The organism is Pseudomonas sp. TH49, assembly GCF_016650625.1.
In the GTDB taxonomy this organism is placed as follows: domain Bacteria; phylum Pseudomonadota; class Gammaproteobacteria; order Pseudomonadales; family Pseudomonadaceae; genus Aquipseudomonas; species Aquipseudomonas fluorescens_H.
The window spans coordinates 2703547-2727347 of the sequence record NZ_JAEKFL010000002.1 but is presented as its reverse complement, the minus strand read 5'-3'; the positions used below and the strand labels follow the sequence as shown (position 1 = coordinate 2727347).

General features: G+C 60.5%; 19 protein-coding genes. 9 read left to right on the top strand and 10 right to left on the bottom strand.

Annotated features, from left to right (window positions below):
* Positions 1–98 precede the first annotated feature (98 nt).
* Together JFU48_RS29355 and JFU48_RS29350 are read left to right on the top strand one after the other, a co-directional pair.
* Positions 99–2051: a hypothetical protein gene (locus JFU48_RS29355; protein ID WP_201138437.1), complete on the top strand. Its 1953-nt coding sequence runs from the start codon at positions 99–101 to the stop codon at positions 2049–2051.
* Positions 2052–2336: 285 nt separating this feature from the next.
* Positions 2337–4583 carry an autotransporter outer membrane beta-barrel domain-containing protein gene (locus tag JFU48_RS29350; protein WP_342216071.1) on the top strand — a complete coding sequence of 749 codons (2247 nt, stop codon included), beginning with the start codon at positions 2337–2339 and terminating at the stop codon, positions 4581–4583.
* Between the two features lie 86 nt (positions 4584–4669).
* Here JFU48_RS29350 and JFU48_RS29345 read toward each other — a convergent pair whose 3' ends face one another.
* The 3 genes from JFU48_RS29345 to JFU48_RS29335 all read right to left on the bottom strand — a co-directional run bounded on the left by JFU48_RS29345 (position 4670) and on the right by JFU48_RS29335 (position 7457).
* Positions 4670–6169: a hypothetical protein gene (locus JFU48_RS29345; RefSeq protein ID WP_201138435.1), complete on the bottom strand. Its 1500-nt coding sequence runs from the start codon at positions 6167–6169 to the stop codon at positions 4670–4672.
* 294 nt (positions 6170–6463) lie between these two features.
* A complete protein-coding gene (locus tag JFU48_RS29340) occupies positions 6464–6859 on the bottom strand; it encodes a YbaN family protein (protein WP_201138434.1) in 396 nt (131 codons plus the stop codon).
* 10 nt (positions 6860–6869) lie between these two features.
* A complete protein-coding gene (locus JFU48_RS29335; protein ID WP_201138433.1) occupies positions 6870–7457 on the bottom strand; it encodes a UPF0149 family protein in 588 nt (195 codons plus the stop codon).
* 396 nt (positions 7458–7853) lie between these two features.
* On the opposite strand from JFU48_RS29335, the gene recQ reads away from it, so the two are divergent.
* The 3 genes from recQ (at position 7854) to JFU48_RS29320 (ending at position 12442) form a co-directional block, all read left to right on the top strand.
* Complete coding sequence (gene recQ, locus JFU48_RS29330) at positions 7854–9983, top strand: DNA helicase RecQ (RefSeq protein ID WP_201138432.1); 2130 nt, start codon at positions 7854–7856, stop codon at positions 9981–9983.
* A 133-nt stretch (positions 9984–10116) separates the two neighbouring features.
* Entirely contained in the window at positions 10117–10551 is a 435-nt protein-coding gene (locus tag JFU48_RS29325; RefSeq protein ID WP_027613988.1) for a MarR family transcriptional regulator, read from the top strand.
* A 127-nt stretch (positions 10552–10678) separates the two neighbouring features.
* Complete coding sequence (locus tag JFU48_RS29320) at positions 10679–12442, top strand: FimV/HubP family polar landmark protein (RefSeq protein ID WP_201138431.1); 1764 nt, start codon at positions 10679–10681, stop codon at positions 12440–12442.
* A 141-nt stretch (positions 12443–12583) separates the two neighbouring features.
* Here JFU48_RS29320 and JFU48_RS29315 read toward each other — a convergent pair whose 3' ends face one another.
* Positions 12584–14773, bottom strand: coding sequence for a patatin-like phospholipase family protein (locus JFU48_RS29315; RefSeq protein WP_201138430.1), 2190 nt, complete (start codon positions 14771–14773; stop codon positions 12584–12586).
* Between the two features lie 71 nt (positions 14774–14844).
* Here JFU48_RS29315 and JFU48_RS29310 point away from each other — a divergent pair, with 71 nt between their 5' ends.
* Positions 14845–15132, top strand: a complete 288-nt coding sequence (locus JFU48_RS29310; RefSeq protein ID WP_201138429.1) for a SelT/SelW/SelH family protein — start codon at positions 14845–14847, stop codon at positions 15130–15132.
* Here the strand turns inward: JFU48_RS29310 and JFU48_RS29305 are convergent.
* On the bottom strand, positions 15126–16019 hold the full coding sequence (locus JFU48_RS29305; protein ID WP_201138428.1) for a DMT family transporter: 894 nt from the start codon (positions 16017–16019) through the stop codon (positions 15126–15128). The genes JFU48_RS29310 and JFU48_RS29305 overlap by 7 nt on opposite strands.
* Positions 16020–16190: 171 nt before the next feature.
* Entirely contained in the window at positions 16191–16955 is a 765-nt protein-coding gene (locus JFU48_RS29300) for an AraC family transcriptional regulator (RefSeq protein WP_201138427.1), read from the bottom strand.
* A 136-nt stretch (positions 16956–17091) separates the two neighbouring features.
* Between JFU48_RS29300 and JFU48_RS29295 the strand changes: the two genes are divergently transcribed.
* Positions 17092–17907 carry a UDP-2,3-diacylglucosamine diphosphatase gene (locus JFU48_RS29295; protein ID WP_003222748.1) on the top strand — a complete coding sequence of 272 codons (816 nt, stop codon included), beginning with the start codon at positions 17092–17094 and terminating at the stop codon, positions 17905–17907.
* Between the two features lie 112 nt (positions 17908–18019).
* Here the strand turns inward: JFU48_RS29295 and JFU48_RS29290 are convergent, their stop codons facing one another.
* On the bottom strand, positions 18020–18610 hold the full coding sequence (locus JFU48_RS29290; protein WP_201138426.1) for an HD domain-containing protein: 591 nt from the start codon (positions 18608–18610) through the stop codon (positions 18020–18022).
* A gap of 26 nt (positions 18611–18636) precedes the next feature.
* Positions 18637–18948 (bottom strand): DUF962 domain-containing protein, encoded by a 312-nt coding sequence (locus JFU48_RS29285; protein WP_003222750.1) that lies wholly within the window; start codon positions 18946–18948, stop codon positions 18637–18639.
* A 164-nt stretch (positions 18949–19112) separates the two neighbouring features.
* Here JFU48_RS29285 and JFU48_RS29280 point away from each other — a divergent pair, with 164 nt between their 5' ends.
* Complete coding sequence (locus tag JFU48_RS29280) at positions 19113–20168, top strand: AraC family transcriptional regulator (RefSeq protein ID WP_201138425.1); 1056 nt, start codon at positions 19113–19115, stop codon at positions 20166–20168.
* Here the strand turns inward: JFU48_RS29280 and JFU48_RS29275 are convergent.
* Positions 20125–21579 carry a TrkH family potassium uptake protein gene (locus JFU48_RS29275; protein WP_003222752.1) on the bottom strand — a complete coding sequence of 485 codons (1455 nt, stop codon included), beginning with the start codon at positions 21577–21579 and terminating at the stop codon, positions 20125–20127. The two genes, JFU48_RS29280 and JFU48_RS29275, sit on opposite strands and share 44 nt — an antisense overlap.
* Positions 21580–21700: 121 nt before the next feature.
* Between JFU48_RS29275 and JFU48_RS29270 the strand changes: the two genes are divergently transcribed.
* On the top strand, positions 21701–22267 hold the full coding sequence (locus tag JFU48_RS29270; protein WP_003222753.1) for a nitroreductase family protein: 567 nt from the start codon (positions 21701–21703) through the stop codon (positions 22265–22267).
* 110 nt (positions 22268–22377) lie between these two features.
* Here the strand turns inward: JFU48_RS29270 and JFU48_RS29265 are convergent, their stop codons facing one another.
* The gene (locus tag JFU48_RS29265; RefSeq protein ID WP_003222754.1) at positions 22378–23718 is read right to left on the bottom strand and encodes a sensor histidine kinase; all 1341 of its coding nucleotides are present in this window, start codon (positions 23716–23718) and stop codon (positions 22378–22380) included.
* Positions 23719–23801 lie beyond the last annotated feature (83 nt).

The window sequence follows — 23801 nt, the reverse complement described above, 5'->3', positions numbered from 1 at the left end:
TATTCGTGGCTGACAGAGAGTGTTGTGCCCGCGTTTTGGGCGTTAGTTGATTGACAAAATCCCGGGCAGATAAAGCCCGTTTCTGAAGGAGCTGAAAAATGGCAAATCCGAAACCATTGACGCCCGCTGAACAAAGTCGGGTCGATTATCTGAAAGTTCGCCGTGCTGTTACAAAAGTTGATGCGCCCGTCATCAAAGTGGATCCAGAAAACCCATTTCTACCCGATACGTCGGATGATGACAAAAATCAGATTCCGCTGAGCCTGCAGGGAAAGCCTTTCAAGTGCCTGGTTCCAAGGCCTGCGGAGGCTGGCGAAACGGAGGTAGTAGAGGGCTTCATTGAACTGACGTTTGACGGACGTCGGATAGCCTCTACTCGATACACTTATGAGACGCCGCTGGACGATACTGTTCTTGAAATCGAAATGACGTTGCCTGCCGGATACACCGATAAGCCGGGGCCACATGAGTTGGGATACTTTATCAATCAAGGCGGTAATCCCAGTGACTCTGTTCCTTTGGTGTTCAATGTTGATAGAACTGCTCCACACCCGTTTTTTGAGCTTATTATTCCGAAAGAAGTGAAAGATAATGGTGTTACCAAAAAATATCTGGACGACTATGATTTTGTAGAGCTTACGATTCCTGATTATGGAGATGAGAGGATTGGCGATTTTATAGAGGTGTTATATGGGGACTCGATACCGTTGGCAGAGGTTATCGATTCGTTCACCAGGGTTAATACCACCGATAAGGTCGTGCTTGAACTCACCGCTGAACAAGTATTCAAGACAGGTGAAGGGAATCACGCGCTTTTTTACAGAATTACCGACCGTAAGGGAAACAGAAGTATTTTTTCTGATTCAATCACCATTAAGGTCGTTCTGACAGACCCACCCGAGGGGCTGTTGCCCCTTAGTATTCCGCTGTATGACAGTGTCGGTGACGGTCTGGTCGATCTGAAGGATGCGCAAACGCCTTTGGGCGTGGGAATCCTTGACGAATACACCCACTACATGCCGGGAGATGAGTTGGTGGTGACCTACGACGGCATTCTGCAGGTGGCGAAGCCCATCAACAATTTCCCGTGTTACGTCGATATTTCGTTCAAAGACGTGTTCAACAACGACCCTGGTGAAAAAACGGTAGCGGTGAGCTACCAAATCAAACGCGGCAGCACCTATTATCCGCCAACTCCGATTTCCAAAAATGTTGATGTTGATTTGCGAAAGCCCGGTCTGCCGATTGATCCTGATAATCCAGACCCGACCAATCCAAATCTGGCGTTGGTGACGGTTCAGGGAAATTCCGGGGGCACTGTCAATACGTTGCGAGAAGCCGACAAGGATGAGGATGTTACTGTCACGGTCAATATCTATACCGACGCCAAGGAAGATGACACTGTTCAACTTCGATATGCGGGCCAGCTTGTTTCTGAGGCGGATGGTGGCCTTATTACCATTCCAGACGTTATTCCCACATCTCTGCAGTGGGAAGTCGACTGGAGCGTTTTTGCGGCGGCAGGTAACGGTGATCCAACGCACCCGATGGCTTACGTCATCGGTCATCCCCTGAACGACAACGTAGATATTTCAGAACCTCGGAATGTGGATGTGCTGATTCAAGTAGACACTGTCCCTGATCCGGTATTTTTACACCTTGATCCCGACTTTACTGCCTGGCTGAACTGCGGATCCTTGCGCCGGGATCCCAACCAGGGTGTGGTGGTCGAGGTGCAGGTCCCGGGTGGGGAATTGGCACTGGCGGATCAAGAGCTGATATTCACCTATCAGGGCTATACCGACGCCGGCGGTGCAAACCCCAAACCCGGGACATTCCTGGAGGTGCCCTACACACCGACAGCTCAGGAAGCCGCGCTCGGCTTCATTGTGAAGATCCCATACGCGCCCTTCCTCGCGACTCTGAATGCGTGGGGTCGCGTGCATTATACGGCTGTCATTAACGGGCGCGAGACGGACTCAAAACCGCATGCGGTCAGGGTCTACCTGGTCGTCCCGGGTGATGGCGGAACTTGCCCGTTGCCTACCTGATTCAATGCGTTTCCAAGGAACCACGGGAGGCGGCTACGCCTCCCGTGTCCTCGCTGAAACGGTTGTTGAAACAGGCGGATCATTCCTCGAGCGGGAAAGGACTTTTCCGTCCGGAGCTAGGACTTCTCCTACATTTTTCATTGACCCGGATAGGTATTGTTCGCGCCTCTTACAGTCTTTTGGCCTTTCTTCTGAAAGACGTGAGGTGATGAACATTCAGGAAGCCACGTCATGAACAAAAACCATGTTTCGCTGCAAAAAAATGCTGCGGCAGGACTCTTTAAAATGCTGGTCGTGCTGCCAGCATTTTTTTTTACCGGCGGGCATTCTTTTGCCGCCGTTATTGTCGATAACGGCAATACGCTGAATATCGATGCAAGCACACCGCTGAGCGATTATCTGGTACGCAACGCAAGTGTGCTGAACATCGCGGGGGCCACCACCCAGAGTCTGTCTGTCACGTCCGGATCAACGTTGAATATCAACGGCGCAACGGTCAATGCCAACAGTGGGCAGGAGGGTATCCGCATAACCAGCAGCACGGGTGATCTCACTCGCGCCATCGTGACCAGCAACTTTATGGGGCTGGCGGTCAATCGGTCTATCGGCTCGACCCTGGGCTCCACGGTCACTGCAACCGACAGTCAATTCAAGGGTGGGGAAATCGGTGCGCAGGTCACCGGCTTGAGCACGCTCACGCTCATCAACAGTCAGGTGACGGGCACAGGGGCTGACAGTACCGGCCTGAGCATATTGGGGGGGGATGTACGCGCCTCCGCAAACACTGTTATCAGCGGCGACAAGACCGGGGTGACCATGGGCAGGGATCCCTCGGGCCTGGGCAACAATTCACTGCGGCTCGACAACGCCAGTGTGGAAGGTCGCACCGGTGATGCGATTCTTGTGGACAAGGGCATCAATGCCACCCTTGATGTGTTGAACCAGTCCTCCCTGACGGGGGGCAACGGCAACGTGCTGACGGTGCAGGGCGCTTCCACCGCGGGCATGTCTGTCAGCGACAGCACGCTGCAAGGCAACGTTAACGTCACCGGCAACAGTACCGCCAATCTCACCTTCGATCAGGGCAACATGAAGGGCGACGTGCTGGTGGACGGTGGATCGACCGCCAACGTCACTCTGCAGAACCACTCGCAACTGACCGGCCGCCTCGACAACGCCAGCGGCGTAACCATCTACAGTGGTTCGGTCTGGACCCTGGCCGGCAACGACACTGTAGGAACACTCGCCATGAATGGCGGGACAGTTCGCTTTGGTGCGCAGGATGTGCCCAACACGTTCTACCAGTTGAACGTCGGCACACTGGCCGGTTCGCCGGACGGTTCCAGTACGATCGAAATGAAAGGCAATTTCGCCACGGGCCAGCACGACTTGCTCAATGTCACGGGCGTGGCCAGCGGGCAGTTCGGGTTGCTGGTGGCTGCGTCCGGTCTGGACGCGGTGAACCCCCAACAGTTGACTCTGGTGCACACCGCCGCCGGCGATGCGCAATTTGCCCTGAGAGGCGGGCGTGTCGATCTCGGTGCCTGGTCGTATGACCTGGATCAGCGAGCCGCAGGGACGGGCGGTACGGAATGGTTTCTCGACCCGACCACCAAGACCATCAGCCCCGGCGCCAAATCGGTACTGGCGCTGTTCAACGCCCCGGTGACGCTGTTGTATGCCGAGGCGGCAACGTTGCGCAGCCGCATGGGCGAGCTGCGTTTCAGTGGCGGCGATACCGGCTTGTGGATGCGCACCTACGGCAACAAATACAACATCAATGCCGCTTCCGGCGTGGGTTATCAGCAGACCCAACAGGGGGTGTCCGTCGGTGTGGACACGCATCTGGGTGACAGCGCGTGGGTCGGGGGGATCATGGGTGGCTACAGCCATACCGACCTTGACGTTGCGCAGGGAACGTCGGGTACGGTCGACAGCTACTATCTGGGGCCCTATGTGACCTGGATCGACGCGCAGAGCGGCTACTACTTCGACGCTCAGCTCAAGTTCAACCGCTTCCGGAATGACACCAAAGTCGGTTTGAGCGATGGCACCCGTGCCAAGGGCAGTTACGACAACTCCGGGGTGAGCGCTTCGGCGGAGTTCGGGCGTCAGATCAAACTGGGCGGCGGTTACTTCGTCGAACCGTACGGCAAACTGTCGACCGCTGTGGTACAGGGTGACAACTTTGATCTGGACAACGGCATGCAGGCCGACGGCGATCGCAGCCGCTCGGTGCTAGGCGAAGCCGGTACCACGGTGGGTCGCACCTTCAACATGGACAATGGCATGGTCGCCCAGCCTTATGTGCGTGCGGCAGTGCAGCACGAGTTCATCAACAACAACCGCGTGACGGTCAACGACAACAATCAGTTCAACAACGACCTGTCTGGCACCCGTGGTGTGCTGGGTGCAGGCATGGCCCTGGCCGTGACCAAGGACCTGCAGGTGCATGCCGATTTCGATTACAGCAATGGCAAGAACATCGAGCAGCCGTATGGGGTGAATGTCGGTCTGCGCTGGGCCTGGTAAACGTCCTGATCCTGACCGGGTGCAACCCCCGATAAAAAACGCCTCGCCTTCGCGAGGCGTTTTTTTGCAGGCCTTTGGCCGGTGACTCAGGTGAATTGCAACACTTCGATCTGCTGATGCCCGGACTCATTCAGGCCCCGCCATTTCGACTCGTCGCCGGACACCCGGTAGAACAGATTCAGTGTGCCGTTCTTCAGCACTCGCAGATGTTTACCCGGCACGTGCAAGGTCACGAGGAGGTTTTTCACGTCATCCGGGCTGACGATGTGCTGTGCCTCATACAAGTAGGGATTGCCATTGGCCTTGGTGCCCAGCCAGGCCATGTTGACGGTTTCGCCCGCGGCCATGCCCGGGTACTGAATGTCCACGGTGGCCGACGTGATATCGGCGTTCACCTTACCGTTTGAGGCCTCCTTGAGGACCGGCGCGGGCACCCTGGGCACCCCGGGCTTCACCTGGGCGAGTCCGTGCCTGGAGCTGAGCCCAGTGCCATTTTCTTTATCGTAGAGCACATACGATGCCTTGGCGGATCCCATTTCAAGCGCCCGGACCTGCGCATTCGGAATCTGAAACTTGAGATTGCTGGGCAGATTTTCCAGGATTTTGGATTGTTGGTTGGGCAACGTTTCGCCGGTCTGTGTTGTGCCTTCCCAGTTCATGGTGATGGTGTCACCCCGTTTGAAAGGGCTGCCGGAGGCGTGAACCTCCACGCTGGCATCGCGATCTTCCAGCTCGCCGAGATAGAGGGTGCCGTTTTTTGAGTCCTGGATAATCGGTTCATCCAGCAGTCGCTCTCCGGACATGACGTTGACGGTAGTGCTCTGGGAGCGTTTCTCGGAGTAGTTGAGCACCTCGTCATGGATATCGTAATCCACCACCAGCCCGTCGCCGTCACCACCGGCGACAATTTTGTCCTTGTGGATTGTGATAACGATAGGCGTTGTGCCGGCGGCCTCGTCGGCGCTGACGATATGAGGATCGAGGGAGGCCTTGCCCCATTTCACGAGGATAACGTCGCGCACGGCGATGTTCGGGTAGGGTGGAATGACCATCGGCACCCCCCTGGCTGCCCAATCGGCATCCACGCCGTTAACGATGACGTCGCGCGGCAGTTGCACGATGTGTAGATTTGAGTGTCCGGGCTTATGGGGGTCTACGTCGTTGCCGCCGGGTAGATCCAGTTTCACCAGTATTCGCAAGGGCGTGGAGGGATCCTCTGGGGGTTTGTTGTCCGCGCGGGTCAGGATGTAGTAGACCTCGTCAGCCCAGCCGGGAAGGATGTTTGTCACCGGCAGGAAAAAAAACACCGGTTTGTTGATCTCATCTTCATCATCCAACACTCGGGTAAAGATCTTGTCGTCCTTGCCCCAATAGATATCCAGCTTGTCGCCTTCGCGCATGGGCGCGGCGTACGCGTCGACGGCACAGAACAAACCGTCGGGATAGCGGTAATAGTTCTTGAAGTTGATACCGCCGTGCCCATCGACGATCGGTGCTACGAGGTCCGAAATCCGCAAGGGGCGCAGTTGCAGTAAAGACGTGTCGGTCTGCAAGGGTGGAAACAGGAATGAGTGAAAGTGCGTCATGACGAAAAACCTCATCGAAGGTTATGCGGTTCTGCCAGGGAGGCGTTACTTGATTGGGCCCGATGTGGCGAACCCTGGCTACTGTCAGAACTAACAGGTAGGCGCGGGTTTTCGATGAGCGGTCATGCGCTGCAAAGGCAAAGCCATGGCTTGACGCGGGCTGGTGGCGCCATCGAAGGGATACCGAGAGCGGTCAGTGGTTGGACGCTTGAGTGCCGGAATCGCAACCCAGGATTTAGACAGGCTGATGCCTTGTATCGGGGATGAAAGTGGACGTAGCGGGAGGGGCGGTGTTCAGGGTTTATCCATGGTCTTCTGCCGCAGGATGTACACGGTCACCAGCACCGCGCTGGTCAACATGAATCCCCGCGCCCACGGCAGTGGCACCAGGTAACACGAGAACAGAATGCTCGCCCACATCAGCCCGATCGCGTAGACCTTGCCCTTGAGCGGGATGCCGTTGCCATCGAGGTAGTCGCGGATCCATGGCCCGAGCCGTGGGTGCTCGACCAGCCATTGATAGAAACGTGGAGAGCTGCGCGCGAAGCAGGCTGCTGCGAGCAGAAGGAAGGGGGTGGTAGGCAGGACCGGCAGGAATATCCCGATCACCCCCAATGCCACGCTGAGCCAGCCGATGGCCAGCAGGATGTAGCGCAACATCAGGGAGCGGTTGCCTATGGGGTTGTCCATAGGCCGGATCTTAGTGATGACGAGGCTTGAGGATCGCCGGTTTTTCGTCCGGGGCCTGGCACAGCAGGTACAGCGCGGTCAGGGCTTCCGGGATCTGCACGATCATGTCGTCCATCAGGTTGGCGTCCTTGGCGATGTCTTCGAACTCGGGCTGTTCGTCGAACAGACCCGAACCGACCATGATCGGCAGGAGCATTTCGCTGACTTCTTCTTCAGCGGTCTCGAACCAGGCCGCTTCGCGCAGGAACACGCCTTCCATGAACCCGATGCACCAGCCGCGCAGTTCGGAGTCGTCCGGGTCTTCGCCCAGGTCCAGTTCGCACGGCAACTCGAATTCTTCGTCGGACGCCAGTTGGCGGGCGATGTGTGCCTTGAGGCCGATCAGCGTGGCTTCGATCTCTTCGCGCTGGGCCTCGCTGCTGTAATGCGGCTCTTCGGCGAACAGGGCGTCGATCCACTCGCGCTCCGGCACGTCTTCGGCGCAGATGGACAGGGCGGTCAGGTAACCGTGGGCGGCCACGTAATCCAGCGCCTCTTCGTGCAGCTCGTCGGCGTCGAGAAAGACTTGCAGGCGGGTTAGTTGCTCAGCGAAGGACATTACGGGGCTACCTTGGGGGAATAAACAATGCGGGAATTCTAGGCCTTCTTGAGCGCTCAAGCCAGCCGCACGGCAGATTTGCCGCAATTACAGGCAACACGAATATCCCTGTGGGAGCGGGCTTGCTCGCGAATACGGCGTATCAGACACTTTTGCATCGACTGGCACGCCGCCTTCGCGAGCAAGCCCGCTCCCACAGGGTTTTCGTGTTGGCGGCTAGCGGAGTCTTATCAGCGGCACCCCTTGCCGGGGAGGGCTCGGGTATACTGCCGCGTTTTGCGCTCCCTGCGCGTATTGCGGCTGTCATTGCAATGCGTTCTTACGTTTTGTTTAAGCAGCCCTGGCTGTCCTGAACCAGCCTGTGCAGGGATGTTTCGGTAGATTTTTGGAGTTTTTATGCTCGAACAGGCTCAACGCGTCCTCAAGGACATCTTCGGCTACGACAGTTTCCGTGGCCGTCAGGGTGCAATCATTGAGCGCGTGGCCAGCGGCGGTGATGCGCTGGTGCTGATGCCTACCGGTGGCGGCAAATCCCTGTGCTTCCAGGTCCCGGCGCTGCTGCGCGAAGGCCTGGCGGTGGTGGTCTCGCCGTTGATCGCGTTGATGGACGATCAGGTCGCCACCCTCGAAGAGCTGGGCGTGGCCGCCGCCGCGCTGAACTCCACGCTGAGCGCCGAACAGCAGCGTGATCTGGCGGCGCGGATCAAGCGTGGCGAAGTGAAGATGCTTTATCTGGCGCCGGAACGTCTGGTGCAGCCGCGCATGCTGGCCTTCCTGCAAAGCCTCGAGATCGCCTTGTTCGCCATCGACGAAGCGCACTGCGTGTCGCAATGGGGTCATGACTTCCGTCGCGAATACCTGCAACTGGGGCAGTTGGCGGAGTTATTCCCCAATGTCCCGCGCATCGCCCTGACGGCCACGGCTGACAAGCGCACCCGCGAAGAAATCGTCGAGCGCCTGCACCTGCAGAACGCCGAGCGCTTCCTGTCGAGTTTCGACCGGCCGAACATCTTCTACCGCATCGTGCCCAAGGAGCAGCCGCGCAAGCAGTTGCTCGCGTTCCTTGCCGAACGCCGCAGCGATGCCGGCATCGTCTATTGCCTGTCGCGCAAGAAGGTCGAGGAAGTCGCCGCGTTCCTCAGCGAGCAGGGCTTCCCGGCGCTGCCGTATCACGCCGGTCTGCCCAATGATCTGCGCGCCTACCACCAGAAACGCTTCCTCAACGAGGAAGGCCTGATCATGGTCGCCACCGTGGCGTTCGGCATGGGCATCGACAAGCCCAACGTGCGTTTCGTCGCGCACCTCGACCTGCCGAAATCCCTTGAAGCCTATTACCAGGAAACCGGTCGCGGCGGCCGTGATGGCCTGCCGGCGGACGCGTGGATGGCCTACGGCCTGCAAGACGTGGTGATGCTCAAGCAGATGCTGCAGAACTCCGAAGGCGATGAGCGCCACAAGCGTCTGGAGCAGCACAAGCTCGACGCCATGCTCTCGCTCTGCGAAGAAACCCGCTGCCGGCGGCAGACCCTGCTCGCGTACTTCGACGAGGACATGCCCGAGCCGTGCGGCCACTGCGACAACTGCGTCGACGGCGTGCAGACCTGGGACGCCACCGAGCCGGCGCGCCAGGCGCTGTCGGCGATCTATCGCACCGGTCAGCGCTATGGCGTCGGCCATCTGGTGGACGTGTTGCTGGGCAAGGACAACGAAAAGGTCCGCAGTTTCGGTCATCAGCACCTGTCGGTGTACGGCGTCGGCAAGGCGCTGAGCGAGAGCGAATGGCGCTCGTTGTTCCGGCAACTGGTGGCGCGTGGTCTGGCCGATGTCGATCATGAAGGCTACGGTGGCCTGCGCCTGAGCGACACCTGCCGGCCATTGCTCAAGGGCGAGGTGTCCCTGGAACTGCGCCGCGACCTCAAGCCGCAGGTCACTGCCAAGACCGCCAGCAAGAGTCCGGCTAGTCAGCTGGTGCGTGGCGAAGAGCGCGAACAGTGGGAAGCCCTGCGTGCGCTGCGACGCAAACTCGCCGAGGAGCATGGCGTGCCGCCGTACGTCATCTTCCCCGACTCGACCCTGCTGGAAATGCTGCGCAGCCAGCCGACCTCGCTGGCCGACATGGCGCGGGTCAGCGGCGTTGGTGCGCGCAAGCTGGAACGTTACGGCGAGGCCTTCCTCGAAGTGCTCGGCGGCGAGGCCGAAGCGCCGAAAGTGGTGGCTGACGTGCGCCACGAACTGATCACCCTGGCCCGCGCCGGCATGACCCCGATGCAGATCGCCGGGCAGTTGCAGTGCTCCGAGAAAAACGTCTACACGATGCTCGCCGAGGCCATCGGCAAACAGCAACTGTCGCTGGAGCAGGCGCTGGACTTGCCTGAAGAACTGATGGGCGAAGTGCAGGACGCGTTCCTCGACGGCGAGGGCGAGTTGCCGTCGGTCGCCGAGATCGCCGAGCTGTTCGCCGGTCGGGTTCCGGAAGGCGTTCTTTACTGCGTAAGGGCTGCGTTGCAATCCGAGTTCGAAATGTAAGAGGGCGTTTGCGCCAACCGTCAGGCAGTTGTAACGATTCAGTACAGGTCGGCTCTTGCCTATAGCCAAATGTCATGCTTAGCTGACTAATAATTAGTTTTTCTCTATTTGTCAGTCTACTCATGAGTGTTTTATGCCGTTAACCGATCAACACCGCTTTGGCATGCAACTGGCCCAGATGTCCCGTGGCTGGCGTGCCGAACTGGATCGCCGGCTGGCCGGTCTGGGCTTGTCCCAGGCACGCTGGCTGGTGCTGCTGCATCTGGCGCGTTTCGAAGACGCGCCGACCCAACGCGAGCTGGCGCAAAGCGTCGGTGTCGAAGGGCCGACCCTCGCGCGCTTGCTCGACAGCCTGGAAAGCCAGGGCCTGGTGCAACGCCAGTCCGTGATGGAAGACCGCCGGGCGAAAAAAATCGTTCTCTGCGCTCCGGCGCTGCCGCTGATCGAACAAATCGAAACCATTGCCACGCAGCTGCGCCACGAATTGTTCGAAGGCGTCGATGAGGCGGATCTGAAGGTGTGCATGCGGGTTCACGGGCACATTCTGGGCAACCTGGAAAAATCTTGAGGCATAACTGCACAGAGGTTTTTTGAGGGATCGCGCTGAGCAGACTATAAGAACTACTGGGCAATATCGTGTTCGTACCGGATGTGCGAACGCATAGAAACCGGTTTTGCTTATTTAAGGGATGCTCATGCTCGCAAGTCGGCACGTTGTACTGCGCGGTGGCGCCAGATGGCTGCTGGTCGCTGGTGTATTCAGCTATTCGACCTGGTCGATGGCGCTGGGGTTGGGGGACATCACTGTCCACTCGGCCCTCAATCAGCCGCTCAAGGCCGACATCGCGCTGGTGGATGCCGCTGGCCTGAGTGCCAGCGACCTCTCGGCCAGCCTGGCCACGGCGGATGAATTCGGTCGGGCCGGGGTCGAGCGGGTGTTCTTCCTCAATGACCTCAAGTTCACCCCGATCCTGCATGGCAATCGCCAGATGATCCGGGTGACCTCGCGCAAACCGGTCAATGAACCCTTTCTGAATTTTCTGGTGCAGCTCAATCAGCCCAATGGCCGTTTGTTGCGCGAGTACACGGTACTGATCGATCCACCGGGATCGTCGAGCATCGTGCCGGCCACGGACGACCCCGATCCACGTCCGCAATCTTCTGAATTTCCCACCGTCGAACCTGCCACGGCGGCGCCTCAGGCTGCTCAGGGCAAGCGCGACGCCGCCCCTTCAGCGCCACCCCCTCCGGCGGCGGCGCCAGCCAACGATGCCGTGGCCGAGCAATTGGCGGCCAGCGTGTTGCTCAATCAGCAGTTGCAAAAGACCGTCGAGGAGCTCAACGCAAAACTGCAGGCGCAGGATGTCCAGTTGGCCGACGGCAAAAAGCAGATCAGTGATCTGCAAACGCGTTTGAGCGAACTGCAAAAGCCACCGGCACCGGCAGTCACACCGCCCGCACCTGCGCCAGTCATCACCGCGCCTGAAGCTGCCGACGATGGCCTCAACTGGCCGTTGCTCGGTGGCTTGCTGGTGCTGCTGGGGCTGTTGGGCGGTGGATTTTTCGTACGCCGTCGCCGTCAAGTGGCGGGGGGAGTGGCGCCACTGGCGGCTCTGCCGGCCGCTCAGCCAATCGATCCTGAAGACCCGCCAACCGCGCAATCGGCGAGCATCAACATAGCCACCTCACACCGTGAGGAACCGGTGGCGGGCGATGTGCTGGAAGCGGTGGGGATTTACCTGGCCTACGGGCGCTTGAGCGAGGCCGTCGGGCTGTTGCGCAATGCCATGGACAAGGAACCGGAGCGCACCGAGCTGGGAGTGCAATTGCTCGAAGTGTTGGGGCGGCAGGGCGACAGCGCGGCTTATGCCCAGCAGGAAAGTCGCCTGCGTGATGCAGGGGTTGATCCTCAGCAACTGGTCGCGATCCGTGAGCGTCATCCAAAATTGAACAGCGTTGCACCGATAGCGCCGGTGTTGCCGATTGTCGCGGCTGCCGCAGCGGTTGCTCCTGCGCCAGAGGATGATTTCGAATTGAATCTGGGTGAATTGTCGATGGCGTCCAGTTGGGATCTTGAGGACAGTCGTTCGGCACCTGAGCCGCCGGCAGATCTGTCTGCATCGGATTCCGGTCTCGAGGTGCTGCCAGCGGACTTCGAGTTGCCCGAAACAGTGACCGGCGAGGAGGCGGAGCTGGAATGGATCCCTGAGCCAGACGCGCAGCCGCTGGATGATGACTTTCTCAATGCGTTCGGTGATCCACCGTCCTCTCTGGCGCTGGAGCCGCTGACGTTGCTGGAGCCTGAACCCGCAGCCGGGTCGGGGAAACTCGAACAGGCGCAGACCTGTATTGATGACGGCGATATCGACAGCGCCATTACCTTGCTCAATGAGTTGCTCAAGGAAGGGGACGAGCCCCTCAAGCAAACCGCCAGAACCTTGTTGGCGGGGATTCGCTGATCTGAGTGTCATTGGCTGATGCGGTGCCCGTCCTGACGCCTTCGCGAGCAAGCCCGCTCCCACAATGGAACGCATTCCAACTGTGGGAGCGGGCTTGCTCGCGAAGGCGTCGGGGCAGGCAATATCAATCCACCTGAGCACTCAAAACGTCTGCCCCAGATTCAGATAAACCGCCTGCTCATTCGCATCATTCAAACCATACGTGAAGTTCAACGGCCCCAACGGCGTATCGAAGCCGATAAACACGCTGGCGGCATTGATGTAGCCACTGTCGAATTCATTGTCGTTGTTCCACGCCCGGCCACGTTCCAGCGAAGCTCCGGCATACAGCGGGAAATCCAGTGGCAGGTAAGCGCGCGGCGTCAGTCGGCGGTAATACACCGCGCGCATCAGGCTGACGTTTTGCCCGGAAATCGAATCCTCACGGAAACCCGACAACTGCCGCGCACCGCCGAGCAGGAAGCTCGACGTCACCACGTTGGCGTCGTCCAGCGTTCGGCCATAGCGCCCGCCGAGAATCAGCGTATCCGGGCCATGGCTCATGGCTTTGTCCAGCTTGAACTCCCATTGCCGGTAGCGCGTGTCCGAGCCCAGACCCGGTTCGAATTGCATCAGGGTCAGGCTGACGTCCTTGCCCTCGTGGGGGAAGTAGACGTTGTCCAGTGAATCGAACGAGTACTTCAGCGAGTAGAAACCTTCAGTGAAGTTTTCGCTTGGCAGGTCCTGATCGCCGATTCGCACGTCGGCCTTGCCCCAAGCCTCGCCGACGCCGAAACGGATTTCGCCGTTGTTGCCGATCTGCCGGCCGAAGTTGAGGCCGAAACCATAGCGCTCCACGCGGTATTGGGCGATCGGATCGTTGTCGAGTACCGAGTCGACGTTCTGCGCTTCAAACGCAGCATACGGTGCGACGAAGTAGCGCGAGCCGACATCCAGCGGCTGGTAGAACTCGCTATACAGTTCCTGTTTGTCGCCGATCTGCGCCCGGGTCAGCCATTCCGCGCCGAGGCGATTGATGCCGTTGATGCGGTAACTGGCGCCGAGGTTGAAAGCGCTGTCGCCGCGCATGTCGTCCGACAGGTTCAGGCCGACCCGCAGGTAATCGGTGCCGCTGCGCTTGCCCCGGGCGCTGATCACCAGAGTGTGATCCTGGCCCTTGTGCACCACGCGATACTGCACCTGTTCGAAGTAATCGAGGCCGTACAGCGTGCCCATGTCCGAGTGCAGTCGGCCGAGGTCCAGTGGCTCGCCGATCGGCTGGCGGATGTAATAGCGGATCACCTCATCGCCGACTTTCGAATCGTTCTCGACCCTGATCGCGGTGATGATGGGCGTGCGCTGCCCTGGGGCGCGGGCGGCATTCAGTTCGGCGTCCTGGGATTCGTGAGGTTTGAGCTGAGCGAGGCGGGCGTCGAGAATCCGCGTGGCGCGGTAACCGGCGTCGATCATCTCCTGGGCCTTGCCGAAGTCGGTCACGCCGAATGCCGCCAGGGCCGGCTGGATCAGCACGTCGGTGGGCTTGAGGGCGGCCAGTTGCTCTTCGGAGTTGCGCCGGGTCATCAGGGTGATCGACTGGTTCAGCACGTCGACCACAGTGGTCAGTTGTTTGCGGTTGCGCAGCGGGGTGCCGATGTCGACCACGATCGCCACGTCGACGCCCATCTGCCGCGCCACGTCGAGCGGGATGTTGTCGGTCATGCCGCCGTCCACCAGCAGCCGCCCGTCCAGTTCCACCGGGGCGAACACTGCCGGAATCGACATGCTGGCGCGGATCACCTGCGGCAAATGACCTTTGCGGAACACCACTTTTTCGCCACTGGCGATGTCGGTGGCCACGGCGCGGAACGGAATCGGCAGCTTGTCGAAATCGCGGGTGTCACTGGTATGCGCCAACAGGCTTTCCAGCAGCAGCGCCAGGTTCTGGCCCTGAATCACCCCCAACGGCAGGCCGAGGCTGCCGTCATCGCGAAAGCTCAGTTTCTGCTTCACCAGAAAATCACGGTCATCCTGCTTGCGGCGAAACGGTACGTCTTCTCGTGGCGGGGCGTCGGACAGTGCCTGCTGCCAGTCGATGTTCAGCGCGAGTTTTTCCAGCTCATCGATCTTGTAGCCCGAGGCGTACAGGCCGCCGACCACGGCGCCCATGCTGGTGCCGGCAATTGCATCGATCTTGATGCCTTGTTCCTCAAGGGCCTTGAGCACGCCGATGTGCGCCAGGCCACGGGCGGCGCCACCGGACAGCACCAGGCCGACTTTGGGGCGGGGCGCTTCGGTGGCATTTACAAACAAGGGCAGAAAGCCAAGCAACAGGCAGAACAGCAAACGGCGCATGGTGAGTCTCGGGGCAAGCGATAAAGCCGGCTATTATAGCGGCGCCCTCTGTCTCAGGAGTTTCAGCGAACATGCGCGTCGCCAAAGCGGAAATCGTCATCACTTATTGCACCCAATGCCAGTGGCTGCTGCGCGCCGCGTGGCTGGCGCAGGAGTTGCTCAGCACCTTCGGCGACGACCTCGGCAAGGTCTCGCTGGTGCCGGGCACCGGCGGGGTGTTTCACATCAGCTGCGACGATGTGCAGATCTGGGAGCGCGGGGCCGATGGCGGCTTTCCCGAGGCCAAGGTGCTCAAGCAGCGAGTCCGCGATCAGATCGACCCCGAGCGCGACCTCGGCCACAACGACCGCACTCAGTGAGACGCGGCTTCGGCAGCGACGGTTTTCTTGTCGGCGCTGCCTGACATTCGCGCCGAAACCACAATGGCGACGATGATCAGCGCGCCGCCGATCAGCATGCGCATGGTCGGGTTTTCATCGAACAGCAACCAGGCGATGGTGATGCCGTAAACCGGCTCCATGGCGAATACCACCGCGGCGGTACGCGCCTTGATCACCGCGAGGCTGGCGACGAACAGGCTGTGGGCGACGCCGGTGCAGAACACCCCGAGCAGACCGATCCACAGCCAGTCCAGGGCACGCACTTCGCTTAGCTGCGGGGCGGCGACCGGCAGCAGACACAGCGCGACCATCACGTTCTGGCACAGCGCGGCCTGCACCGCCGGGATGCGTCCGGAGCTGGCGCGGTTGGTCAGCGACAGCAGGGCGAACAGCAGACCCGACAGCACCGCCCAGAGCAGCCCGGTGGTGGCGCCGCTGGCAAGGTCGAACGCCGGGGTCACCAGTACCAGACCGACACTGACCAGCACCACCAGCACGATTTCATTGGCGCGGATGCGTTCGCGGAAAATCAGCCCTTCGAGAATCACCGTGAACGCCGGGAAACTGGCAAAGCCCAGCGTCGCAATCGCCACGCCGGCGACCTTCACCGCGATGAAAAAACTCACCCAGTGCCCGGCCAGCAACACGCCGCTGAGCACCAGGCGCCGCCAGTCGACCGCCTGCAGTTTCTGCCAGCCGTTCTGGCTGGCGAAACGGGCGAAAAAGGCCAGGGCGAGCACGGCAAATGCAGCGCGTCCGAAGACGATCACCGCCGGCGAGGCAGCCGCGAGTTTGCCGAACACGCCGGTCAGGCCGAACATCAGAGCGCCGATATGCAGGGCGCCGAGGGCGGTACGCGGAGTCATTGCAATCCTTCTTGAGTCTGTCGATACAACGCGATCACTGTAGGAGCTGCCGAAGGCTGCGATCTTTTGATCTTAATCCTTCAAAGCAAGATCAAAAGATCGCAGCCTGCGGCAGCTCCTACAGGTGAATGCACATTGAAACGTGTTGCGACGCAGAAGTCTGTCGGCGAACTAGCGTTTTTTGTCGCAGGAGTCGCGGCGCAACTGCCCCGGTGAAGCGCCAAACTCGCGCAGCATCGCCGCCGCGAACGCGCTCTGCGAACTGTAGCCGACCCGGCTGGCGATCTCGCCGATGGGCAGCGCCGTCTCGCGCAGCAGGCAGATCGCCTTGTGCAACCGCCGGCTGCGAATGTAGTCCATCGGCGTCTGCCCGCATTCGGCCATGAAGCGCGCGTGCAACCGGGCGCTGGACAACCCGGCGATCTGCGCCAGATCGGCCACTTGCAGCGGATAGGCGGCGTATTGCTCGATGTGCGCATCCAGCGCCGCGTAGGGCAGGCGCCGCGCCGAGAGTTCGGCGGGTCTGGCGTGATTCAGGCTGGCGAGCAGCAATACCGCGCCTTGCTGGGCGATCAGCGGATCAGTGACCGGGCTGTTCGCCAGCCAGTTGACCAATTGGCTTTGCCCTGCATCCAGTGACAACCGCGCAGGCTGGTCGAGCAAGCGCTGACTGGCGTCGGCATGCTCGCCCAGCGAATCGTTCAGCCATTGTCCGTCGGGCACGTCCAGCACCAGACAACGACTGCCATCGGGGCTGCCGCAAGCGTGATGCGCGCCGCCGGGGATGACCACGAAACTCTGTTGGCGCACCTGGCTGCCCTGACCCTCGACTTCGAAATCCAGCGCGCCGGACAAACCGAACACCAGTTGGGCGTGTTCGTGGCTGTGGACGATCAGGTCGCGAGTGTACTGGCGCAGGGTGAGGATCGGGCGCATGGCAGAGGTCTCCGAAGTGAGCGCCAGTCTACACCGGGGCAAGGGGCTTGCGCGCTGTCACACGACTGACGCCTGCCTGTCATGGTCGATTCACCCGGCGGGCGCAAGCTGGCGAAAATATCGCAGAGGGTTGCCCATGACCAGCGCCGAGCTCGCCAAACCCAGCCGCAAACAACGGGTGCGTACCTTGTGGATTTCCGACGTGCACCTGGGCACGCGGGATTGCCAGGCCGAGCACTTGTCGCAATTTCTCAAGGGCTACCACGCCGACAAGATCTACCTGGTCGGTGACATCATCGACGGCTGGAAACTGCGTGGCGGCATGTACTGGCCGCAGGCGCACACCAACGTGATCCGCCGCCTGCTGACCATGAGCAAGCGCGGCACCGAGGTGATTTACGTCACCGGCAACCACGACGAATTCCTGCGCCGTTATTCGAAGCTGATCCTTGGCAACATCCAGTTGGTCGACGAGGCGGTGCATGTCACGGCGGATGGCCGGCATCTGCTGGTGATCCATGGCGATCAGTTCGACGTGATCACCCGTTATCACCGCTGGCTGGCCTTTCTCGGCGACTCGGCCTACGAATTCACCCTGACCCTCAACCGCTGGCTCAACCACTGGCGTGCCCGTTATGGCTACGGCTACTGGTCGTTGTCGGCGTACCTCAAGCACAAGGTGAAGACCGCGGTGAGTTTCATCAGCGACTTCGAAGAAGCCATCGCCCACGAATGCGTGAAACGGGAATTGCACGGCGTAGTGTGCGGGCACATCCACCATGCCGAGATCCGCAAGGTGGGGGAGGTGGATTACCTCAATTGCGGCGATTGGGTGGAATCGTGCACGGCGTTGATCGAGCACTGGGACGGCTCGATCGAGCTGTATCGACTGGCGGATGCGCAAGCGCGGGAGGCGCAGCTCAAGGCGGCCAAGGTTGCCGAGATCGCCTAGACCCCAGATATCTCCTGTGGGAGGGGGCTTGCTCCCGAATGCGGTATATCAGTAAGTACATGTTTATCTGGCACACCGCTTTCGGGAGCAAGCCCCCTCCCACATTTTGATCTTAGGCCGGGGAGTGTTCTTCCATCGCCGCCTTGTAGATCGAGTGCTTCGGCTGCGCAAACAGCCGCTCCATCATCGGCTCGAAGAAGCTCAGCGGCAGGGTTTCATACGCCGGATCGAACGCCGCCGCATCGTACCTGGCGCAAAATTCCGCCGTCGCCTGATACTGCGGATGCGCGGCGAACTGCTCGCGCAGATGCCGATCCATGCCCAGGTGATGGAAGAAGTAATAACCCTGAAAGATGCCGTGCTTCTCGACCATCCACAGATTCTCGGCACTGACGAACGGTTTGAGAATCGCCGCGGCGATGTCCGGGTGGTTGTAGGAACCGAGGGTGTCGCCAATGTCATGCAGCAGCGCACAGACCACGTATTCCTCTTCGCGGCCATCGCGATAGGCGCGGGTCGCGGTTTGCAGGGAGTGGGTCAGGCGATCCACCGGGAAGCCACCGAAGTCACCTTCCAGCAACTTCAGGTGTGCGACGATCCGCGACGGCAATTGCCGGGCGTAGGCACTGAAGTCGGCGGCGATGATCGCCCAGTCTTCCTGTGTGCCGTCCTGCATGTGGGTGAAGCGGGCATTGGCGTTCATCAGCAAGCCTCCGGGTGTGTCGGGATTCAGAACGCCACGCGACCAAGGATCATGTCGCGGTACATGACGAAGTCGCCCAGCAGGCTGTACAACGGATGCTGGAAAGTCGCCGGGCGGTTCTTTTCAAAGAAGAAGTGGCCGACCCAGGCAAAGCTGTAACCGGCCAGCGGCAGGGCCAGCAACAGCAACCAGGCACCTTTGGCGATGGTCATGGCCAGGATGAAAATCACCAGCGTGGTGCCGATGAAGTGCAAGCGGCGGCAGGTGCTGTTGGCGTGTTCGCTGAGGTAATACGGATAGAACTCGGCGAAAGTGTTGAATTGCTTGATGTTTTCCACGACTGCGATCTCTGTGGTTATTGTTCTGATGGCAACTTGTTCGGCGGGTAGCTTATTTGAGTCTAGAGTGAACAGTGGCATCAGCCAGTGACAATGGGCGCCACTTTAGTATCCTTCGCAAATCGGGTCGTAACATGCGATCCATCATGTAAAAGAATAACGCCATGAGCGAACGAACGACTTCTGCAAGCTGGGCGATGGGGATTGTCAAAGCATTGGAGATGGACGGCCTGGATTGCCGGGTTCTGTTCAAGCAACTGGGGCTCGATTTCGCCGCCCTGGACGATCCTGATGCGCGCTTCCCGCAAGATTCCATGACCCGACTCTGGCAACGGGCGGTCGAGCTGTCGGGCAACCCGGCGATCGGCCTGAACATGGGCAAGGTGGTGCGCCCGGCCTCGTTCCATGTCGCCGGTTATGCGCTGATGTCGAGCAACACCCTGGCCGAAGGCTTTCAGCGTCTGGTGCGTTATCAGCGGATCATCGCCGAAAGCGCCGACCTGAGTTTTCGCCTGCTCGAAGAAGGCTATGCGCTGATTCTGACGGTGCATGGCGATCACCTGCCGCCGACCCGGCAGAGCGCCGAAGCCTCGCTGGCCTGTGCGCTGGGCCTGTGCGGCTGGTTGACCGGGCGCACCCTGCACCCGGTCAAAATGCTGTTCCAGGGCGACGAGCCCGCGGACCTGCAACCCTACAAACAAGCCTTCCATGCCCCGCTGATGTTCAACGCGCCTTACGATGCGTTGATTTTCGAACGGGCCGACATGGAAGCGCCGCTGCCCACCGCTAACGAAGCCATGGCGCTGTTGCACGACCGGTTTGCCGGAGAATACCTGGCGCGATTCTCTGAAAGTCGCGTGACCCACAAGGCGCGACAAGTGTTGTGCCGCTTGTTGCCCCAGGGTGAACCCAAGCGCGATACCGTGGCGCAGACTCTGCATCTGTCGCAGCGCACCTTGCAGCGGCGCTTGCAGGAGGAGGGCACGAGTTTTCAGCAATTGCTCGATGACACCCGTCGCGAACTGGCCGAACAATATTTGGCACAGCCAGGCATGACCCTGCTGGAGATTGCTTATCTGCTGGGGTTTGCCGACCCGAGTAACTTCTTCCGCGCGTTCCGTCGCTGGTTCGATACCACGCCCGGCGATTACCGGGCGCGGCTGTTGCAGGCGCCGATCAGTGACGCCAAAAGGCCGGAATACACAGCACAAATACCGTAATGATCTCCAGTCGGCCGAGCAGCATGCCGAACGACAGGATCCACTTGGCCGCATCCGGCAGCGTCGAGAAATTGCCCGCCGGGCCAATGGTCTCGCCCAGCCCCGGGCCGACGCCGGATACGGTACTGGCGGCACCGGTCAGTGCGGTCATCCAGTCGACGCCGAGCAGCGACAGCAGCAGGGCGATCACGCAGATGGTGATGGCGAAGAAGAACGAAAAGGTCAGGATCGAGCGCACGATCTCTTCGTCGAGTCGGTGACCGTTGTACTTCTGCTTGATCACCGCGCGCGGGTGGATCAACTGGTTAAGGTTGGCCTTGAGCAGGATGTAGGCGACCTGGAAGCGAAAGATCTTGATCCCGCCGGCCGTCGAGCCGGAGCAGCCGCCGACGAAACCCAGGTAGAAGAACAGCATCAGCGAGAAGTTGCCCCACAGGCTGTAGTCGCCGAGGGCGAAGCCGGTGGTGGTGACGACCGAGGTCACGTTCAGTGCCACATGCCGCAGCGCGTCCAGCCAATGCAGGTCGGTGGTCCACCAGTACCAAGTGCCGAGTACCAGCCAGGTCACCAGCAACATACCGAGCAGCCCCTGTACCTGCTGATCCTTGATCAGTGCCCGACGGTTGCCGCGCATGGTCGCCACGTACAGCGTGAACGGCAGGCTGCCGAGAATCATCACCACCACCGCGACCCAGTGCACCGCCGGTTGCGTCCACTTCGCCAGGGACTGGTCGGAGGTCGAGAAACCGCCGGTGGAAATCGCCGACATCGCATGATTGATCGCATCGAACGGGCTCATCCCGGCCCACCAGAACGCCAGGCTGCCGAGGATGGTGATGCCGACGTACGCCGCCACGATCAGGCGCGCCACCATGTGCGAGCGCGGCATGACCTTTTCCGAACGGTCGGACGATTCGGTCTGGAACAGGCGCATGCCACCGATACGCAGCAACGGCAGAATCGCCACCGCCATGCCGATGAAACCGATGCCGCCGAGCCAGTGCAGCAGCGAGCGCCACATCAGAATGCCGGGGGACATGGTGTCCAGGCCGCTGAGCACGGTCGAGCCGGTGGCGGTGATGCCGGACATGCTTTCAAAGAACGAGTCGGTGTAGCTGATGTGCTGGGTCAACAGAAACGGCAGCGCGGCGAAAATGCACACCACCAGCCAGCTGCTGACGGTCAGCAGGTACATGTCGCGCGGGCGCAGATGAATGTGTTCGGGGCGACCGGGGATCACCAGCGCAAGGCCGGCGACGAAGGTGATCATGCTCGCCCAGAGGAACGACGGCAGATCGCCGGTGCGCTCGAAAATCACCAGGGTGGCCATGGGCACGACCATGGCGATGGCCAGGGTGATCAGGAAGATGCCGATGATGAAACCAATGATCCGTAAGGTCGGCAACGCCATGAAGTCCGCTCGGGCTGATGTAGGAAGGGCGCCATTCTACCCGTGGGGCAGGGCATGTAAACCGGCACCCTGTTGCCGGATACCGCTAGAATAGCCGCACATTTTTCTCAGGAGGTGGCCGATGCAGGCTCTCGACGCTTTGCTCAACCGTGTTTCCGTTCCACGCCTGGTCGAACCGGCCCCTACCGCCGAGCAGCGCGAAGCCCTGTTTGGCGCAGCCCTGCGCGCGCCGGATCACGGCCACTTGCAGCCGTATCGTTTCCTCACCGTCGAAGGTGCGGCGCGCGAGCAGATGGGCGAGTTGCTGGCTGAAGCGGCGCAGATGCAGGAAGGCGAAGTCACTGAAGCGATGATCGACAAGGCGCGCAACGGCCCGCTGCGTGCGCCGCTGGTGGTCGTGGTCATCGCGAAACTGCAGGAACACGTCAAGTATCCGAAGTCCGAACAATTGCTGGCGGCGGGTTGTGCGGCGCACGGGATTTTGCTGGCGGCGTATGCGCAGGGAATTGGTGCGGTGTGGCGCACCGGTGATCTGGCCTATTCGGCGCACGTGGCCAAAGGCTTGGGCCTGGCTGAAGGCGAGCAGGTGATTGCCTTCCTGTACCTCGGCACGCCGCAGAAAGAACCGCGTGTGGCGGAGAAGGTTGATCTGGCTGAGTTTGTCAGCGCCTGGCCGGGCAAGGCCTGAGCCTTTGATGTCCATGTGGGAGGGGGCTTGCTCCCGAAAGCGGCGTATCAGACAAAACTATGTTGCCTGACACACTGCCTTCGGGAGCAAGCCCCCTCCCACATTTGTTTTTACGGCTGCACGACGGCGCCAGGCACCAACGGCAATTCCAGACTGGCGACAAACCCGCCGTCTGGATGATTGGCCAGCGTCAGGCTCCCGCCATGCCGCTCCGCCGCGCGCTTGGCAATCGCCAGGCCCAGGCCATGCCCGGCCGCGGTCTGCCCCGGCGCCCGGTAAAAGGGTTCTCCCAACTGGCTCAGATGCTCGGCCTGCACACCCGGCCCGTGGTCGCGCACACTCACCACAATTCGTTCGCCCTGACGCGTGGCTTGCATTTGGATTGCCTGACCCACCGGGTTGAAGCGTTGGGCGTTGCGCAGCAAGTTGTCGACGGCGCGCTCGATCATGGTCGGCCAGCCTTTGAGGTTCAGCTGCGGCTCGGCCTCCAGGCGCACCGTCTGCTCTGGCGAGCCAAGCTGCGCATCCTTTTGCAGAGTGCCCAGCAGTGCATTCAGATCCACTTCTTCGGCACTGGCATTGTCGGCATCGACCCGTGCCAGCACCAGAATTTCGCTGATCAACGCTTCCAGGCGATCACATTCGCGGGTCAGGCGTGGCCATAGTTTTTCCCGTTCTTCCGGGTTGGCCCGCTCTGCCAGTGCCAGCGCAATGCGCAGCCGCGCTAAAGGTGAGCGCAATTCGTGGGAAACGTCGCGCAGCAACTGGCGCTGACTGCTGATCAGGCTTTGCAGGCGCGCGCCCATGCGGTTGAAGTCGGTGGCCAGTACGCCAAATTCATCGCGACGGTTGGCCAGTTTCGCCAGACTGTTCTGCTGATAGGTGGTCTGCCCCAGATCATGCACCGCACCGCGCAAACGGCTGAGCGGGCGGGTGATAGAGAAGGTCACCAGCAGGCTGAACAGGGTCAGCACCACCAGCGCGATGCCCAGTGCACTGAGTGGCCAGAGCAGGCTTTCGCGGTGCCAGGCGTCGAGTTCCGGGTGCGGGATGCGGAAGATGAACAGGTAGGTGTCGCCAGTTTTTTCGCTGGTGAACTCGTCGGTGAGACGACGCCATGGCAGGCGTCGGTCGTCGTTGTTCTGCCGGGCTTCAAATGCCGCGGCGCGACGCGGGAAGGTGCCGCGTACCACCGGGTCGCCGCTTTCGTTGAGTACCTGAACGTCGATGTGATATTGGCGTTTGCGCTGTTCGAGGATGTCCTGCGCGGCGTCTTCGCCCTGTGCTTCGTAGGTTTGCGTCCATTCGGCGGCCAAGGTGTTGAGGCCCGGATGGCGGCTGAGGATCCACGCGTCCTGATTGAGCATGTGCCCGAGCAGAATCGAAAGCCCCGCCACCAGAGCGATGGCCAGCCAGAAACTCGCGAGAATACGCCAGAACAATGAACGCACAGAAAGTCCTCAATCAAACAAAAAACTCAACAATGTGGGAGCGGGCTTGCTCGCGAATGCGGTGTGTCAGTCAACATTGCCTT